General features: G+C 63.8%; 11 protein-coding genes and 1 tRNA gene. All 12 read left to right on the top strand.

Annotated elements, in window-relative coordinates:
• The first annotated feature begins 43 nt into the window (after positions 1 to 43).
• A tRNA-Trp gene (locus tag BN1233_RS20160) sits at positions 44 to 120 on the top strand.
• Positions 121 to 284: 164 nt separating this feature from the next.
• Positions 285 to 482 (top strand): preprotein translocase subunit SecE, encoded by a 198-nt coding sequence (gene secE / locus BN1233_RS20155; protein ID WP_046865497.1) that lies wholly within the window; start codon positions 285 to 287, stop codon positions 480 to 482.
• A gap of 12 nt (positions 483 to 494) precedes the next feature.
• Complete coding sequence (nusG, locus tag BN1233_RS20150; RefSeq protein WP_046865367.1) at positions 495 to 1,028, top strand: transcription termination/antitermination protein NusG; 534 nt, start codon at positions 495 to 497, stop codon at positions 1,026 to 1,028.
• 201 nt (positions 1,029 to 1,229) lie between these two features.
• Positions 1,230 to 1,658: a 50S ribosomal protein L11 gene (rplK, locus tag BN1233_RS20145; protein WP_046865366.1), complete on the top strand. Its 429-nt coding sequence runs from the start codon at positions 1,230 to 1,232 to the stop codon at positions 1,656 to 1,658.
• Between the two features lie 10 nt (positions 1,659 to 1,668).
• Positions 1,669 to 2,370 (top strand): 50S ribosomal protein L1, encoded by a 702-nt coding sequence (gene rplA, locus BN1233_RS20140; protein ID WP_046865365.1) that lies wholly within the window; start codon positions 1,669 to 1,671, stop codon positions 2,368 to 2,370.
• Positions 2,371 to 2,852: 482 nt separating this feature from the next.
• Entirely contained in the window at positions 2,853 to 3,371 is a 519-nt protein-coding gene (gene rplJ, locus BN1233_RS20135; protein ID WP_046865364.1) for a 50S ribosomal protein L10, read from the top strand.
• Positions 3,372 to 3,418: 47 nt separating this feature from the next.
• A complete protein-coding gene (gene rplL / locus BN1233_RS20130) occupies positions 3,419 to 3,796 on the top strand; it encodes a 50S ribosomal protein L7/L12 (RefSeq protein WP_046865363.1) in 378 nt (125 codons plus the stop codon).
• 232 nt (positions 3,797 to 4,028) lie between these two features.
• Positions 4,029 to 8,150: a DNA-directed RNA polymerase subunit beta gene (gene rpoB, locus BN1233_RS20125; protein WP_046865362.1), complete on the top strand. Its 4,122-nt coding sequence runs from the start codon at positions 4,029 to 4,031 to the stop codon at positions 8,148 to 8,150.
• Positions 8,151 to 8,266: 116 nt separating this feature from the next.
• Positions 8,267 to 12,442 carry a DNA-directed RNA polymerase subunit beta' gene (rpoC, locus tag BN1233_RS20120; protein ID WP_046865361.1) on the top strand — a complete coding sequence of 1,392 codons (4,176 nt, stop codon included), beginning with the start codon at positions 8,267 to 8,269 and terminating at the stop codon, positions 12,440 to 12,442.
• Positions 12,443 to 12,883: 441 nt separating this feature from the next.
• Entirely contained in the window at positions 12,884 to 13,255 is a 372-nt protein-coding gene (gene rpsL, locus BN1233_RS20115) for a 30S ribosomal protein S12 (protein WP_046865360.1), read from the top strand.
• Positions 13,256 to 13,342: 87 nt separating this feature from the next.
• A complete protein-coding gene (gene rpsG / locus BN1233_RS20110; protein ID WP_046865359.1) occupies positions 13,343 to 13,813 on the top strand; it encodes a 30S ribosomal protein S7 in 471 nt (156 codons plus the stop codon).
• A 26-nt stretch (positions 13,814 to 13,839) separates the two neighbouring features.
• Entirely contained in the window at positions 13,840 to 15,915 is a 2,076-nt protein-coding gene (gene fusA / locus BN1233_RS20105; RefSeq protein WP_046865358.1) for an elongation factor G, read from the top strand.
• The last annotated feature ends 41 nt before the right edge of the window (positions 15,916 to 15,956 follow it).

Raw genomic sequence — 15,956 nt, 5'->3', positions numbered from 1 at the left:
GAGAATAACGGGCGGCGGCATGCTGCCGCCCGTCGACCGCCGGAGGAGTGTAGCTCAATCGGCTAGAGCACCGGTCTCCAAAACCGGGGGTTGGGGGTTCGAGTCCCTCCACTCCTGCCAGCGGATCGACAAACCGGGCTGCCTGCCTTAAAGCGGGCGCCCAACAGCAATCGGACCGGCGGGCGGCGCGAGGCGAGAAGGCCTCGCGCCCCTGTCAGTTTGGGCTCCAGACAGCCCGAAAGAGGACGCTATGTACCGGTTCCAACCGGTGCAGGCGGTGCATGATGGCAAAGACGAACCCGTTCGAGTTCCTGCAGCAGGTGCGCGCCGAGGCCTCCAAGGTCACTTGGCCGACGCGGAAGGAGACTGCGATCACGACCGCCCTGGTCTTCGTTTTCGTCGTGCTCGCGAGCGTTTTCTTCCTGGTGGTCGATCAGGTGATGGCGTTCGGGGTCCGCCTCGTTCTCGGGCTTGGCGGGTAGGGGTTGGCGGCTATGGCGAAGCGCTGGTACATCGTCCACGCTTATTCGAACTTCGAGAACAAGGTCGCGCAATCCCTCAGGGATCAGGCGGCTCAGCGGGGCCTTTCCGACAAATTCGAGGAAATCCTCGTCCCGACCGAGAAGGTCGTCGAGGTCCGCCGCGGGCGGAAGGTGGATGCCGAGCGGAAGTTCTTTCCGGGCTACGTCCTCGTCCGGTGCGATCTCACCGATGAGGTCTATCACCTAATCAAGAACACCCCGAAGGTCACCGGCTTTCTGGGCGCCGACAAGTCGAAGCCCGTCCCGATTCCGGACGCCGAGGCGGAACGCATCAAGGGGCAGGTCGCCGAAGGCGTTGACCGTCCGAAGCCGTCCGTCAGCTTCGAAGTCGGCGAGCAGGTTCGGGTTTCCGACGGGCCGTTCGCCTCGTTCAACGGCATTGTCGAGGAAGTCGACGAATCCCGTGCCCGTCTGAAGGTCGCGGTGTCCATCTTCGGTCGCGCGACGCCGGTCGAACTCGAATACGGTCAGGTCGAGAAGGTCTGAACCGGAAGGGCTGCCTTCTTCGGAGGGCAGCCCAAGGGCTCTCGCATGAGCCCCTGACACCCGCGGGAGGCTCGCCCGGCATGCCAGCCGGGAACGAACGCGCCGTACCGCGACCTCCTGGGCGTGACCTTCCTTCGGAGGGGCGCCCCATTCGCCATCCGGACCGTCGGCACCGGTCGGCTGGCTCTATGGGAGAGACCCATGGCAAAGAAGATCTCGGGCTACGTGAAGCTCCAGGTCCCGGCCGGCGCCGCCAATCCGTCGCCGCCAATCGGTCCCGCGCTCGGTCAGCGCGGCCTCAACATCATGGAATTCTGCAAGGCCTTCAATGCGAGGACTGCGCAGCTCGAAAAGGGAATGCCGATCCCGGTGATCATCACCGCGTATCAGGATCGGTCCTTCACCTTCGAGATGAAGCAGCCGCCGATCTCCTACTTCCTCAAGAAGGCGGCCAAGATCGACAAGGGCGCTGCGACTCCCGGAAAGGGCACGACGTCAGGCACCGTCACGCGTGATCAAATCCGCGAGATCGCCGAGAAGAAGATGGCCGATCTCAACTGCGATACCGTCGAATCCGCCATGGCCATGATCGAGGGCTCCGCGCGCTCGATGGGCATCGAAGTCGCGTAAGGAGGGTACGATGGCTAAGGAAGGCAAGCGGATTCGCGCGGCTCGCGAAGGCATCAATCCTGCGAAGTCCTACGACCTCGCGGAGGCCGTGAAGTTGGTGAAGGCCCGCGCTACTGCGAAGTTCGACGAGACCGTGGAAGTCGCCATGAACCTCGGCGTCGACCCGCGTCACGCCGACCAGATGGTGCGCGGCGTGTGCAATCTTCCGAATGGCTCCGGCCGGACGGTGCGGGTGGCGGTGTTCGCTCGCGGCGCAAAGGCCGACGAGGCCAAGGCGGCCGGCGCCGACATCGTCGGGGCGGAAGACCTTATGGAGACGATCACCGGCGGCACCATCGACTTCGATCGCTGCATCGCGACGCCGGATCTGATGCCGCTCGTCGGCCGTCTCGGCAAGGTGCTGGGCCCGCGCGGCCTGATGCCGAACCCGAAGGTCGGCACCGTCACCATGGATGTCGCCGGCGCGGTGAAGGCCGCCAAGGGCGGAGCCGTGGAGTTCCGGGTCGAGAAGGCCGGTATCGTCCATGCCGGCATCGGCAAGATCTCCTTCGACGACACGAAGCTCGTCGAGAACATTCGCGCCTTTGCGGATGCGGTGGCCCGCGCGAAGCCGTCTGGCGCGAAGGGCACCTATATCCAGCGCATCGCGATTTCGTCGACGATGGGCCCCGGCGTGAAGGTCGAGACGGCTACCGTTCTCGGCCAGAGCTGATCGGTTGCAGGGGAGGCAATCCCCTGCGACGACCCGCCCCGAGGGAAACCTGGCCAGCCTCTTGGCAGGCAAGGATAAACCGTCTATGGAGCGGGTTTGAGTTTCCAACATCGTTGGGGCTGGGCATTTCAGTTCCCATATAAGAGATCCGCTCCGGAGACGGAGCGGTGACTGGCCGGCGGGTTGAAGGGCATCCTTCCGCCCGGTCCGGCCATGTCCTGTCCGAGACTGCAGGTGCCAGCCTGGTCTGGCTTAATTCGCGAGGGCCTGCATAGACGGGGGTAGCCGACCGATCATCCGCCGCCAGGCGGACGTTCATGTCGGTTCGAACCATCTGACCCGGCGCGTCCCAGGGCGTCGTACGGGGGACAGGGCTTGCGAGAGCGCCGCCTTTCGGCGGCTCGAGGCCGCAAGCCGCGAGCCCCAAGGGGCGGCAGGTGCAACCGGCGGAGATCAGAACTCCGCCAACCGGAGAGAGCCAAGTGGATAGAGCAGCAAAACGCGAGCTCGTCTCGACGCTCAACGACGTGTTCGCGAACACGAGCGTTGTCGTCGTGGCCCACTATGCTGGCCTTACGGTTGCCGACATGCAGAAGCTGCGCACGCAGATGAAGCAGGCCGGCGCTACCGTGAAGGTCGCGAAGAACCGCCTCGCCAAGATCGCTCTCGAAGGCACGGACGTCGCGTCCATCTCGGATCTCATGAGAGGTCCGACCCTGATCGCCTATTCCAGCGATCCGGTCGCGGCGCCCAAGGTCGCCGTCGATTTCGCCAAGGCCAACGAGAAGCTCGTAATCCTGGGCGGAGCGATGGGCAAGACCTCCCTGAACGTGGACGGAGTAAAGGCACTCGCCACTCTCCCGTCCCTCGACGAACTGCGCGCCAAGCTGGTCGGCCTCGTACAGGCCCCCGCCACCAAGGTCGCTCAGGTTGTCAACGCGCCGGCAGCGAAGCTCGCCCGCGTGTTCGGGGCCTATGCCAAGACAGACGAAGCGGCGTGAGGCCGTAACAACCCCTATCAACGTTCGAACCGATCAAGGACTTACACATGGCTGATCTTGCCAAGCTTGTTGACGACCTTTCGTCGCTGACCGTTCTCGAGGCCGCCGAGCTCGCGAAGATGCTCGAGGAGAAGTGGGGCGTCTCCGCGGCTGCCGCGGTGGCCGTTGCTGCGGCGCCAGGCGCCGGCGCCGCTGCCGCTCCGGTCGAGGAGCAGACCGAGTTCACCGTCGTGCTGGCTTCCGCCGGCGACAAGAAGATCGAGGTGATTAAGGAGGTCCGCGCCATCACGGGTCTCGGCCTCAAGGAGGCCAAGGACCTCGTCGAGGGCGCGCCGAAGCCCGTCAAGGAAGGCGTTGCTAAGGACGAAGCCGAGAAGATCAAGGCGACCCTCGAGAAGGCTGGCGCCAAGGTCGAGCTCAAGTGATCCTCGCGGTGTGAGCCGCGATATTGCCTGAATGTCGGCGGTCTCGGGCCCTTTCGGCCCGGGACCGTCGCGTCGTCCGGAGGCCGCTCTCCGGCCGGCCCTTTGAGGGGAGGGCTTCCGAGCTTTCCCGTTTTTGTATTGCTCCGACGCGCGATGACCGTCGGACGGCTGATCCGGCTCCCTGCCGGAAGACCGGTAGCCCGATCAGCCGTACATCAGGAGCGAGGTCCAGATGGCCCAATCACTGCAAGGCCGCAAGCGCATTCGCAAGTTCTTCGGCAAGATCCAGGAAGTGGCGGAGATGCCGAACCTCATCGAGGTTCAGAAGGCGTCCTACGACCAATTCCTCATGATCGAGGAGCCGAAGGGCGGACGGGCAGACGAAGGCCTGCAGTCCGTGTTCAAGTCCGTGTTTCCGATCTCGGACTTCTCGAACACTGCACTGCTGGAATTTGTCAAATACACGTTCGAGCCGCCGAAATACGACGTGGACGAGTGCCGGCAGCGCGGCATGACCTATGCGGCGCCGCTAAAGGTGACGCTGCGCCTCATCGTGTTCGATGTCGATCCGGACACCCAGGCGAAGTCCGTCAAGGACATCAAGGAGCAGGACGTCTACATGGGCGACATGCCGCTCATGACGGACAACGGCACCTTCATCGTGAACGGCACCGAGCGCGTCATCGTCTCCCAGATGCACCGTTCGCCGGGCGTGTTCTTCGATCACGACAAGGGCAAGACCCATTCGTCGGGCAAGCTTCTCTTTGCCGCTCGTATCATTCCCTATCGCGGCTCGTGGCTCGACATCGAGTTCGATGCGAAGGACATCGTGCATGCCCGCATCGACCGGAAGCGCAAGATCCCGGTGACCTCGCTCCTGTTCGCCCTCGGGCTGGACGGGGAGGAGATCCTCGACACCTTCTATAATAAGATCATCTACGAGCGTGACGAGCACGGATGGCGCGTGCCGTTCGATGCCGAGCGCATGCGCGGCTTCAAGGGCACGATCGACCTCATTGATGCCGAGTCCGGTGAGGTGGTGCTTGAGGCCGGGAAGAAGCTAACCGCTCGTGCGGCACGGCAGCTCATCGAGAAGGGCACGAAGTTCCTCCGCCAGACGGACGAGGATCTCACAGGACAGTATATTGGCGAGGACCTCGTCAATCCGGAAACCGGCGAGATCTACGCCGAGGCCGGTGACGAGATCTCCGAAAAGATGCTCAAGGCGTTCGAGGAGGAAGGGATCACCGAGATCCCCGTGCTCGACATCGACCACGTCAATGTTGGCCCGTATATCCGGAACACGCTCGCCGTCGACAAGAACTCGTCGCGCGAAGAGGCGCTGTTCGACATCTATCGCGTGATGCGCCCGGGTGAGCCGCCGACCCTCGAGACCGCGGAAGCGATGTTCCATTCGCTGTTCTTCGATCCCGAGCGGTACGATCTCTCCGCTGTCGGACGCGTGAAGATGAACATGCGCCTCGATCTCGACGCGCCGGATACGGTCCGGACGCTGCGGCGCGAGGACATGCTCGCAGTCGTCAAGGCGCTCGTCGACCTTCGCGACGGCAAGGGTGAGATCGACGACATCGACCATCTCGGCAACCGCCGGGTCCGCTCCGTCGGCGAGTTGATGGAGAACCAGTATCGGCTGGGCCTCCTGCGCATGGAGCGCGCCATCAAGGAGCGCATGTCGTCGGTCGATATCGACACGGTCATGCCGCAGGACCTCATCAACGCGAAGCCGGCAGCCGCGGCCGTGCGCGAGTTCTTCGGATCCTCGCAGCTCTCGCAGTTCATGGACCAGACGAACCCGCTTTCGGAGGTCACCCACAAGCGCCGCCTGTCGGCGCTCGGCCCGGGCGGCCTGACCCGCGAGCGCGCGGGCTTCGAAGTGCGCGACGTGCATCCGACCCATTACGGCCGGATCTGCCCGATCGAGACGCCGGAAGGTCCGAATATCGGCCTGATCAACTCGCTCGCGACCTTTGCTCGGGTGAACAAGTACGGCTTCATCGAGACCCCGTTTCGCCGCGTTCGCGACGGCGTGGTGACCGATGAGGTCGTCTATCTCTCGGCTATGGAAGAGGCGAAGTACCATGTCGCCCAGGCCAATGCCGTGATCGGCGAGGGCGGAAAGCTCACGGAAGATCTCGTGGTCTGCCGGCGGGCAGGTGACGTTGTCGTGGTCCCGCCGGATCGCGTCGACCTCATGGACGTCTCGCCGAAGCAGCTCGTTTCCGTGGCCGCGGCGCTGATCCCGTTCCTCGAGAACGACGACGCGAACCGCGCGCTCATGGGCTCGAACATGCAGCGCCAGGCCGTGCCGCTCGTTCAGGCGGACGCTCCGTTCGTCGGAACCGGTATGGAAGCCGTCGTGGCGCGGGACTCGGGTGCAGCGATCGCGGCGCGCCGGACCGGCATCGTCGACCAAGTGGACGCGACCCGTATCGTCATCCGCGCGACGGAAGAGACGGATCCGGCTCGGCCGGGCGTCGACATCTACCGGCTCCAGAAATTCCAGCGCTCGAACCAGAACACCTGCATCACGCAGAAGCCGCTGGTTCGCGTCGGAGAGACGGTCCGCAAGGGTGACATCATCGCCGATGGTCCGTCAACGGAGTTCGGAGAACTCGCCCTCGGCCGTAACGTGCTCGTCGCGTTCATGCCGTGGAATGGCTACAACTTCGAGGACTCGATCCTGCTCTCCGAGCGGATCGTGAAGGAGGACGTGTTCACCTCCATTCACATCGAGGAATTCGAGGTGATGGCCCGCGACACGAAACTCGGGCCCGAGGAGATCACCCGGGACATCCCGAACGTCTCCGAAGAGGCACTGAAGAACCTCGACGAGGCGGGCATCGTCTACATTGGCGCCGAGGTTCACGCAGGCGACATCCTGGTCGGCAAGATCACGCCGAAGGGCGAGAGCCCGATGACGCCGGAGGAGAAACTTCTCCGCGCCATCTTCGGCGAGAAGGCGTCGGACGTTCGCGACACCTCGCTCCGGGTTCCGCCGGGCGTGACCGGGACCGTCGTCGAAGTGCGTGTCTTCAACCGGCACGGCGTCGACAAGGACGAGCGCGCCCAGGCGATCGAGCGTGAGGAGATCGAGCGCCTCGCCAAGGACCGGGACGACGAGCAGGCCATCCTCGACCGCAACACCTATGCGCGCCTCGGCGAGATCCTCGAGGGGCAGAAGGCCGTCGCGGGGCCGAAGGGGTTCAAGAAGGATACGACGCTGACGCGCGAGATCCTCGGCGATCATCCTCGCTCGCAGTGGTGGCAGTTCGCGGTCGCCGACGATGCGCTCATGGCCGAGATCGAGGCCATGCAGAAGCAGTACGACGAGTCGAAGAAACGCCTCGAACAGCGCTTCCTCGACAAGGTCGAGAAGCTGCAGCGTGGCGACGAGCTGCCGCCCGGCGTCATGAAGATGGTTAAGGTCTTCGTGGCGGTGAAGCGCAAGATCATGGCCGGCGACAAGATGGCCGGCCGGCATGGCAACAAGGGTGTCGTGTCGCGGATCGTCCCCATCGAGGACATGCCGTTCCTCGAGGACGGCACCCATGTGGACATCGTCCTCAATCCGCTTGGCGTGCCGAGCCGGATGAACGTGGGTCAGATCCTCGAGACGCATCTCGGATGGGCAGCCGCCGGTCTCGGCAGGCAGGTCGCGCAGGCGGTCGATGCTTACATGAGGAACGGGAAGGCGAATGCGCTGCGTGAGCGGCTCGTGACAATCTACGGCGACATTCCTGAGATCAAGTCGGCCTCTGACGACGACCTCGTTGCGCTTGGCGAGAGCCTGCGCAAGGGCGTGCCATTCGCGACGCCGGTCTTCGATGGTGCGAAGGAAAGCGATATTGAGCACATGCTCGAAATGGCTGGCCTAGACCCATCCGGGCAGGTGACCCTGTTCGACGGTCGTACCGGCGAGGCTTTCGATCGCAAGGTCACGGTCGGCTACATCTACATGCTGAAGCTGCATCACCTCGTGGACGACAAGATCCACGCCCGGTCGATCGGCCCGTACAGCCTCGTCACCCAGCAACCGCTGGGCGGAAAGGCGCAGTTCGGCGGCCAGCGCTTCGGCGAGATGGAGGTGTGGGCCCTCGAGGCGTATGGCGCCGCCTACACGTTGCAGGAGATGCTAACGGTGAAGTCCGACGACGTCGCCGGCCGCACGAAGGTCTACGAGGCCATCGTGCGCGGAGACGACACCTTCGAGTCGGGCATTCCGGAAAGCTTCAACGTGCTCGTGAAGGAAATGCGGTCGCTCGGCCTCAATGTCGAACTGACGAACACCAAGCGGGCGGCCAATGAGCTCCCGCCGTCGGAGGCAGCCGAGTAGGCGCGGCGAGCGCAGACCGATTTTTGATCATAGAGGCCGCGGATGCGCGAGCGTCCGCGGCTCCGCGAAATTCCGGTGAGGGTGCCGGTCAGGCCCCGTCAGCCCAGGAGATGTCAATGAATCAAGAGGTGATGAATCTCTTCAACCAGGCGGCCCAGCCGCAGAGCTTCGATCAGATCAAGATCTCGATCGCAAGCCCGGAGAAGATTCTGTCCTGGTCCTACGGCGAGATCAAGAAGCCCGAGACCATCAACTATCGTACCTTCAAGCCCGAGCGCGACGGCCTGTTCTGTGCGCGGATCTTTGGGCCCATCAAGGACTATGAGTGCTTGTGCGGCAAGTACAAGCGCATGAAGTACAAGGGCGTGATCTGCGAGAAGTGCGGCGTCGAGGTGACGCTGGCGCGCGTGCGTCGCGACCGCATGGGCCACATCGAGCTTGCGGCTCCGGTGGCGCATATCTGGTTTCTGAAGTCGCTGCCGAGCCGGATTGGTCTGCTGCTCGACATGACGCTGAAGGACCTCGAGCGCATCCTGTATTTCGAGTCCTACATCGTCGTCGACGCCGGCATCACGCCGCTCAAGGACCGTCAGCTCCTCTCGGAGGACGAGTATCTGCGCGCGCAGGACGAGTATGGCGAGGACTCGTTCACCGCGATGATCGGCGCCGAGGCGATCCGCAAGATCCTTCAGGAGCTCGACCTCGAGAAGGTCGCTACGGAGCTCCGCGAGGAGATCGCGGTCACGACGTCCGAGCTGAAGCCCAAGAAGCTGATGAAGCGCCTCAAGATCATCGAGGCGTTCCTGCAGTCCGGCAACAAGCCGGAATGGATGATCATGACGGTCATTCCCGTCATCCCGCCGGACCTGCGCCCGCTGGTTCCGCTCGATGGCGGACGCTTTGCCACGTCTGACCTCAACGACCTCTACCGTCGCGTCATCAACCGTAACAACCGCCTCAAGCGCCTGATCGAGCTGCGCGCCCCGGACATCATCATCCGGAACGAGAAGCGCATGCTCCAGGAGGCGGTGGACGCCCTGTTCGACAACGGCCGGCGTGGACGCGTCATCACGGGCGCGAACAAGCGGCCGCTGAAGTCGCTCGCCGACATGCTCAAGGGCAAGCAGGGACGGTTCCGCCAGAACCTTCTCGGCAAGCGCGTGGACTATTCCGGACGCTCGGTCATCGTGGTCGGACCGGAGCTGAAGCTGCACCAGTGCGGTCTTCCCAAGAAGATGGCACTCGAGCTCTTCAAGCCGTTCATCTACGCGAAGCTCGACGCACGCGGGCTCTCCGCGACGGTCAAGCAGGCGAAGAAGCTCGTCGAGAAGGAGAAGCCGGAGGTCTGGGATATCCTGGACGAGGTCATCCGCGAGCACCCGGTCCTGCTCAACCGCGCTCCGACGCTTCACCGCCTCGGCATTCAGGCCTTCGAACCGACCCTGATCGAGGGCAAGGCGATCCAGCTGCATCCGCTCGTCTGCGCCGCGTTCAACGCGGACTTCGACGGCGACCAGATGGCCGTGCACGTCCCGCTTTCGCTCGAGGCGCAACTCGAGGCCCGCGTGCTCATGATGAGCACGAACAACATCCTGCATCCTGCGAACGGCGCGCCGATCATCGTGCCCTCACAGGATATCGTGCTTGGCCTCTACTATCTCTCGATCGTCTCGGACGGGGAGCCCGGCCAGGGCAAGGCATTCGCCGACATCGGCGAGATCGAGCACGCCCTGCAGGAGAAGATCATCACGCTACACACCAAGATCCGGTACCGCTGGAACGGCTTGGACGAGGAGGGGCGTCCCTTCACGAAGATCTACGACACCACGGCCGGCCGGGTGAAGCTCTCCCAGCTCCTGCCGCGGCATCCGGCGCTCCAGTTCGACGTCGTGAACAAGCTCATGACGAAGAAGGAGATCTCCGCGATGATCGATGCCGTCTACCGGCATTGCGGTCAGAAGGAGTCCGTGATCTTCTGCGACCGGATCATGGCCCTCGGGTTCTACCATGCGTTCAAGGCGGGCATTTCGTTCGGCAAGGACGACATGGTCATCCCGGAGAACAAGTGGCAGATCGTCGAAGAGACCCGTGCTCTCGCGAAGGACTACGAGCAGCAGTATCAGGACGGCCTGATCACGCAGGGCGAGAAATACAACAAGGTCGTCGATGCCTGGGCGAAGTGCTCGGACCGTCTGGCGGGCGAGATGATGAACCGCATCTCTTCCGTGCAGAAAGACGAGAGTGGTCGCGACAAACCGGTCAACTCGATCTACATGATGTCGCATTCGGGCGCCCGCGGCTCGCCGGCCCAGATGAAGCAGCTCGCAGCGATGCGCGGCCTCATGGCCAAGCCCTCCGGCGAGATCATCGAGAGCCCGATCATCTCGAACTTCAAGGAAGGCCTTGACGTGCTCGAGTACTTCAACTCGACGCACGGAGCCCGCAAGGGTCTGGCCGACACCGCGCTGAAGACGGCGAACTCGGGTTACCTCACCCGCCGCCTCGTCGACGTGGCGCAGGACGCCGTCATCCGCGAGGTCGATTGCGGAACCACGAAGGGCATCCGGATGCGGGCCATCGTCGACGCCGGCCAGGTGGTCGCGTCGCTGGCGTCCCGTATTCTCGGCCGCTCGACGGCGGAGGATATCGTCAACGCCGATGGCGAGGTCATCGTCCCGGAGGGCACGCTCCTCGACGAGCAGCATATCGCGGCGATCACCGCCGCGGGCGTCCAGGAAGTGAAGATCCGCTCGGTGCTCGTCTGTGCTTCGAAGAACGGCGTCTGCGCGACCTGCTACGGCCGCGACCTGGCCCGCGGCACCCCAGTCAACCAGGGTGAGGCGGTCGGCGTCATTGCGGCCCAGTCGATCGGCGAGCCTGGAACGCAGCTCACGATGCGGACCTTCCACATCGGCGGCGCCGCCCAGATTGCGGATCAGTCCTTCATCGAGTCCAACTTCGAGGGCACGGTGAAGATGCGTAACCGCAACGTGGCGCGGAACTCCGACAACGAGCTGATCGTCATGGGCCGCAACGTAGCCGTGATCATCGTCGGTCCGGACGGCGCCGAGCGGGCGGTTCACCGCCTGCAGTACGGTGCGCGTCTCAAGGTCGACGAGGGCGACCAGATCAAGCGCGGACAACGCATCGCAGAGTGGGATCCCTATACCCGTCCGATCCTAACGGAAGCCGACGGAACGGTGGCCTACGAGGATCTCGTCGACGGTGCCTCGATGATCGAGTCGATCGACGAGTCGACCGGTATCGCAAAGCGTCAGGTCATCGACTGGCGCGGCTCCGCCCGCACGTCCGATCTGCGGCCCGCAATGGTCGTCCACGACAAGAACGGCAAGGTCGTAAAGCTGGCCCGGGGTGGCGATGCTCGCTACCTGCTGCCGGTCGACGCGATCATCGCCGTGGATCCGGGCATGACGGTCAAGGCTGGTGACGTGCTTGCGCGTATCTCCACGGAGAGCGCCAAGACCCGCGACATCACCGGCGGTCTGCCACGCGTGGCCGAGCTGTTTGAGGCCCGGCGCCCGAAGGACGCCGCCATCATTGCGGAAAAGTCCGGCACGATCCAATTCGGCCGCGACTACAAGAACAAGCGTCGCCTGACGCTGACGCCGCACGATGGCTCGGATCCGGTCGAGTACCTGATCCCGAAGGGGAAGCACATTCACCTTCAGGATGGCGACGTGGTGGAACTCGGCGACTTCATCGTCGACGGAAACCCGGCGCCGCACGACATCCTCGCGATCAAGGGCGTCGAGGAGCTCGCGGCCTATCTCGTGAACGAGATCCAGGAGGTCTATCGCCTCCAGGGCGTGAGCATCAACGACAAGCACATCGAGGTGATCGTGCGCCAGATGCTCCAGAAGGTGGAAATCACCGATGGGGGCGACTCCGACCTGCTCACCGGTGAGCAGATCGACCGGCTGGAGATGGACGAGATCAACGAGCGCCTCGAGGCGGAGGGCAAGAAGCCAGCTACCGGCACTCCGGTGCTCCTCGGCATCACCAAGGCCTCGCTGCAGACCCGTTCGTTCATCTCGGCTGCGTCCTTCCAGGAGACTACGCGTGTCCTCACCGAGGCGGCGGTCAACGGAAAGGTCGATACCCTCGAAGGCCTGAAGGAGAACGTGATCGTCGGAAGCCTCATTCCGGCGGGAACCGGGGCGATGAACTCGCAGATCAAGTCCATCGCTCAGCGGCGCGACGACCTCATCCTTCAGCAGAAGAGGAGCGACTCGCAGGCGACCGTCGGCGAGCTGCCTCCGGCCGCCGAATAGGCCGACAGATAATACTCAAGCTTGAAGGCCGCCCTCGGGCGGCCTTCACCTCATTCGGGTCCTGGCAGGCGGGATTCGCACGGGAAATCAGGGCCGGCAGGTCAATTTCGCTGTTGACTTGAAGCGACTCGGACACTATTAGAGCCGGACTTTCCGGCTGGCCGTAGGTGTTCGCCAGTCGAAGCGACGCGCTTCGACCGATGCCGCCTAGACGCTGCCGAACTCAATTGACTGACAAATCGTCAGCCTAATGCACGACCGCGACGGGTTCCCGCCGTGGTCCTCTGCGACCGCGACGCGCCACAGGCCCATCACACGCCTTTGGCGCGATACCGTTTGTGCAGGAACAAATCCGGCCGGACGGCGTCGCGCGACGCAGCGTTCGACAATGGACAACGGACAAATGGCCACCGCCGGTGGCCGCCGAGAAGAGGGCACAGGATGCCGACCATCAGCCAGCTGATCCGCAAGCCGCGGACGGCACAGAAGAGCCGGAATAAGGTTCCCGCGCTCGAGGCCTGCCCCCAGAAGCGGGGCGTCTGCACGCGCGTCTATACCACGACGCCGAAGAAGCCGAACTCGGCGCTCCGTAAGGTCGCCAAGGTTCGCCTGACCAACGGCCACGAGGTGATCGGGTACATCCCGGGCGAGGGCCATAACCTCCAGGAGCACTCGGTCGTCATGATCCGCGGCGGTCGCGTGAAGGACCTCCCGGGCGTGCGCTACCACATCCTGCGCGGTGTCCTCGACACCCAGGGGGTGAAGAACCGCAAGCAGCGTCGTTCGAAATACGGCGCGAAGCGTCCGAAGTAAGACTGGCGTAACCGCAACGGTTCGCCGAATGGCCGGCGGAGGCTGCTCCGCCCGGCAGGTGAAGAGAGATCAGGTCGGAGCCAAATCATGTCCCGCCGTCATAGGGCTGATAAGCGCGAGATTATCCCGGACGCCAAGTACGGGGACGTCGTCGTCACGAAGTTCATGAATTCCATCATGTACGACGGCAAGAAGTCGGTCGCGGAGAGCATTGTCTACGGTGCTTTCGACATCGTCGAGAGCCGCACCAAGAATGCTCCCCTCGAGGTCTTCAAGACTGCGCTCGACAATGTAGCACCCGCGATCGAGGTGCGTTCCCGCCGCGTCGGTGGTGCAACTTACCAGGTCCCCGTCGAGGTGCGCGCCGAGCGCCGCCAGGCTCTGGCGATCCGCTGGCTCATTCAGGCTGCCCGCAGTCGCAACGACAAGACGATGGTCGAGCGCCTCTCGGCTGAACTCATGGACGCCGCCAACAACCGTGGGAACGCGGTGAAGAAGCGCGAAGACACGCACCGGATGGCCGAGGCCAACCGCGCCTTCTCGCACTATCGTTGGTAACGGCTGGACCGTCAGGAGCACGAGCGATGCCCCGCACGCACGCGATCGAGGACTACCGCAACTTCGGCATCATGGCCCACATCGATGCCGGCAAGACGACGACGACCGAGCGGATCCTCTTCTACACCGGCAAGTCGCACAAGCTCGGTGAGACCCATGAGGGCGCTGCCACCATGGACTGGATGGAGCAGGAGCAGGAGCGCGGCATCACGATCACGTCCGCCGCGACGACGTGCTTCTGGCACGATAAGCGTCTCAACATCATCGACACGCCCGGCCACGTGGACTTTACGATCGAGGTGGAGCGCTCGCTCCGCGTCCTCGACGGCGCCGTCTGCGTGCTCGACGGAAACCAGGGTGTCGAGCCCCAGACCGAGACGGTCTGGCGCCAGGCCGACAAATACGACGTTCCGCGCATCGTGTTCGTCAACAAGATGGACAAGACCGGTGCGAACTTCTTCAAGTGCGTGTCCGACATCGTCGATCGCGTCGGCGGCAAGCCCGTCTGCCTGCAACTCCCCGTCGGCTCGGAGAGCGACTTCCGGGGCGCAGTCGACCTCATCAAGATGAAGGCGATCGTCTGGTCCGGCGAGGCGTTGGGCGCGAAATACGACGAAATCGAAATCCCGGCGGAGCTACAGGATCAGGCGGCCGAATACCGCCAGAAGCTCGTCGAAGCCGCCGTCGAGCTCGATGACGACGCGATGACGGCGTATCTCGATGGCGAGGAGCCGGACGAGAATACGCTTCGTCGTCTCGTACGTCTCGCCGTGCAGAAGCGCGCATTCCACCCGGTGCTCTGCGGCTCTGCCTTCAAGAACAAGGGTATCCAGCCGCTTCTCGACGCTGTGGTGGATTTCCTTCCCTCGCCCGCCGATCGCGAGGCCATCAAGGGGATCGACTACAAGACCGAGGAAGAGGTCGTCCGGCGTCCGCGCGACGACGAGCCCTTCTCGATGCTCGCCTTCAAGATCATGGACGACCCGTTCGTCGGCACGATCACGTTCTGCCGCGTCTACTCGGGCAAGGTCGAGTCGGGAGCGTCCCTGCTGAACTCGACCCGGGACAAGCGCGAGCGCGTCGGCCGGATGCTTCTGATGCATGCGAACAACCGCGAGGACGTCAAGGAGGCTTTCGCGGGTGACATCGTGGCGCTCGCAGGCCTGAAGGATGTCCGCACCGGTGACACGCTGTGCGACCCGAACAAGCCCGTCATCCTGGAGCGTATGGAATTCCCGGAGCCGGTCATCGAGATCGCGATCGAGCCCAAATCGAAGGCCGACCAGGAGAAGCTCGGCGTCGCGCTGGCGAAGCTCGCCGCCGAGGATCCGTCCTTCCGCGTCTCGACGGACCAGGAGTCCGGCCAGACCATCCTGAAGGGCATGGGCGAGCTCCATCTCGACATCAAGGTCGACATCCTGCGTCGCACCTACAAGGTCGACGCGAATATCGGCGCTCCGCAGGTTGCCTTCCGGGAGAAGATCAGCCGCCGGGCCGAGGTGGACTACACCCACAAGAAGCAGACCGGTGGGTCGGGCCAGTTCGCACGGGTCAAGCTCGTCGTAGAGCCGAACGAACCCGGCGCAGGCTTTGTCTTCGAGAGCCAGATCGTCGGCGGTTCGGTGCCTAAGGAATACATCCCCGGCGTCGAGAAGGGCCTCGAGAGCGTTCTGGGTGCGGGCGTGGTCGCCGGCTTCCCGGTCGTGGACCTCAAGGTCACGCTGACCGACGGCGCCTATCACGAGGTCGACTCGTCGGCTCTGGCCTTCGAGATCGCCGCGCGGGCCGCGTTGCGTGAGGGGCTCCAGAAGGGCAATTCCGTCCTGCTCGAGCCGATCATGAAGGTCGAGGTGGTGACGCCGGAGGAGTATACCGGTTCCGTCATCGGTGACCTGAACTCCCGCCGCGGGCAGATTCAGGGTCAAGACATGCGCGGCAATGCCGTCGTCGTGAACGCCATGGTGCCGTTGATGAACATGTTCGGTTACGTGAACAACCTCCGGTCGTTCTCGCAGGGCCGTGCAACGTTCACGATGCAATTCGACCATTACGAGCAGGTACCGCCGAACGTCGCTGCCGAAGTGCAGAAGAAGTTCGCCTGAACCTGCAGTTGAAAACATAGATCAAAGGACAAGGGTGCTCC

It is taken from the genome of Microvirga massiliensis, assembly GCF_001006805.1.
Taxonomy (GTDB): domain Bacteria; phylum Pseudomonadota; class Alphaproteobacteria; order Rhizobiales; family Beijerinckiaceae; genus Microvirga; species Microvirga massiliensis.
This window is presented reverse-complemented; position numbering and strand designations above follow the sequence as displayed.

Coding starts and splice junctions, on each gene's coding strand:
- secE (WP_046865497.1), top strand. CDS start 285: ATGGCAAAGACGAACCCGTTCGAGTTCCTGCAGCAGGTGCGCGCCGAG.
- nusG (WP_046865367.1), top strand. CDS start 495: ATGGCGAAGCGCTGGTACATCGTCCACGCTTATTCGAACTTCGAGAAC.
- rplK (WP_046865366.1), top strand. CDS start 1,230: ATGGCAAAGAAGATCTCGGGCTACGTGAAGCTCCAGGTCCCGGCCGGC.
- rplA (WP_046865365.1), top strand. CDS start 1,669: ATGGCTAAGGAAGGCAAGCGGATTCGCGCGGCTCGCGAAGGCATCAAT.
- rplL (WP_046865363.1), top strand. CDS start 3,419: ATGGCTGATCTTGCCAAGCTTGTTGACGACCTTTCGTCGCTGACCGTT.
- rpoB (WP_046865362.1), top strand. CDS start 4,029: ATGGCCCAATCACTGCAAGGCCGCAAGCGCATTCGCAAGTTCTTCGGC.
- rpoC (WP_046865361.1), top strand. CDS start 8,267: ATGAATCAAGAGGTGATGAATCTCTTCAACCAGGCGGCCCAGCCGCAG.
- rpsL (WP_046865360.1), top strand. CDS start 12,884: ATGCCGACCATCAGCCAGCTGATCCGCAAGCCGCGGACGGCACAGAAG.
- rpsG (WP_046865359.1), top strand. CDS start 13,343: ATGTCCCGCCGTCATAGGGCTGATAAGCGCGAGATTATCCCGGACGCC.
- fusA (WP_046865358.1), top strand. CDS start 13,840: ATGCCCCGCACGCACGCGATCGAGGACTACCGCAACTTCGGCATCATG.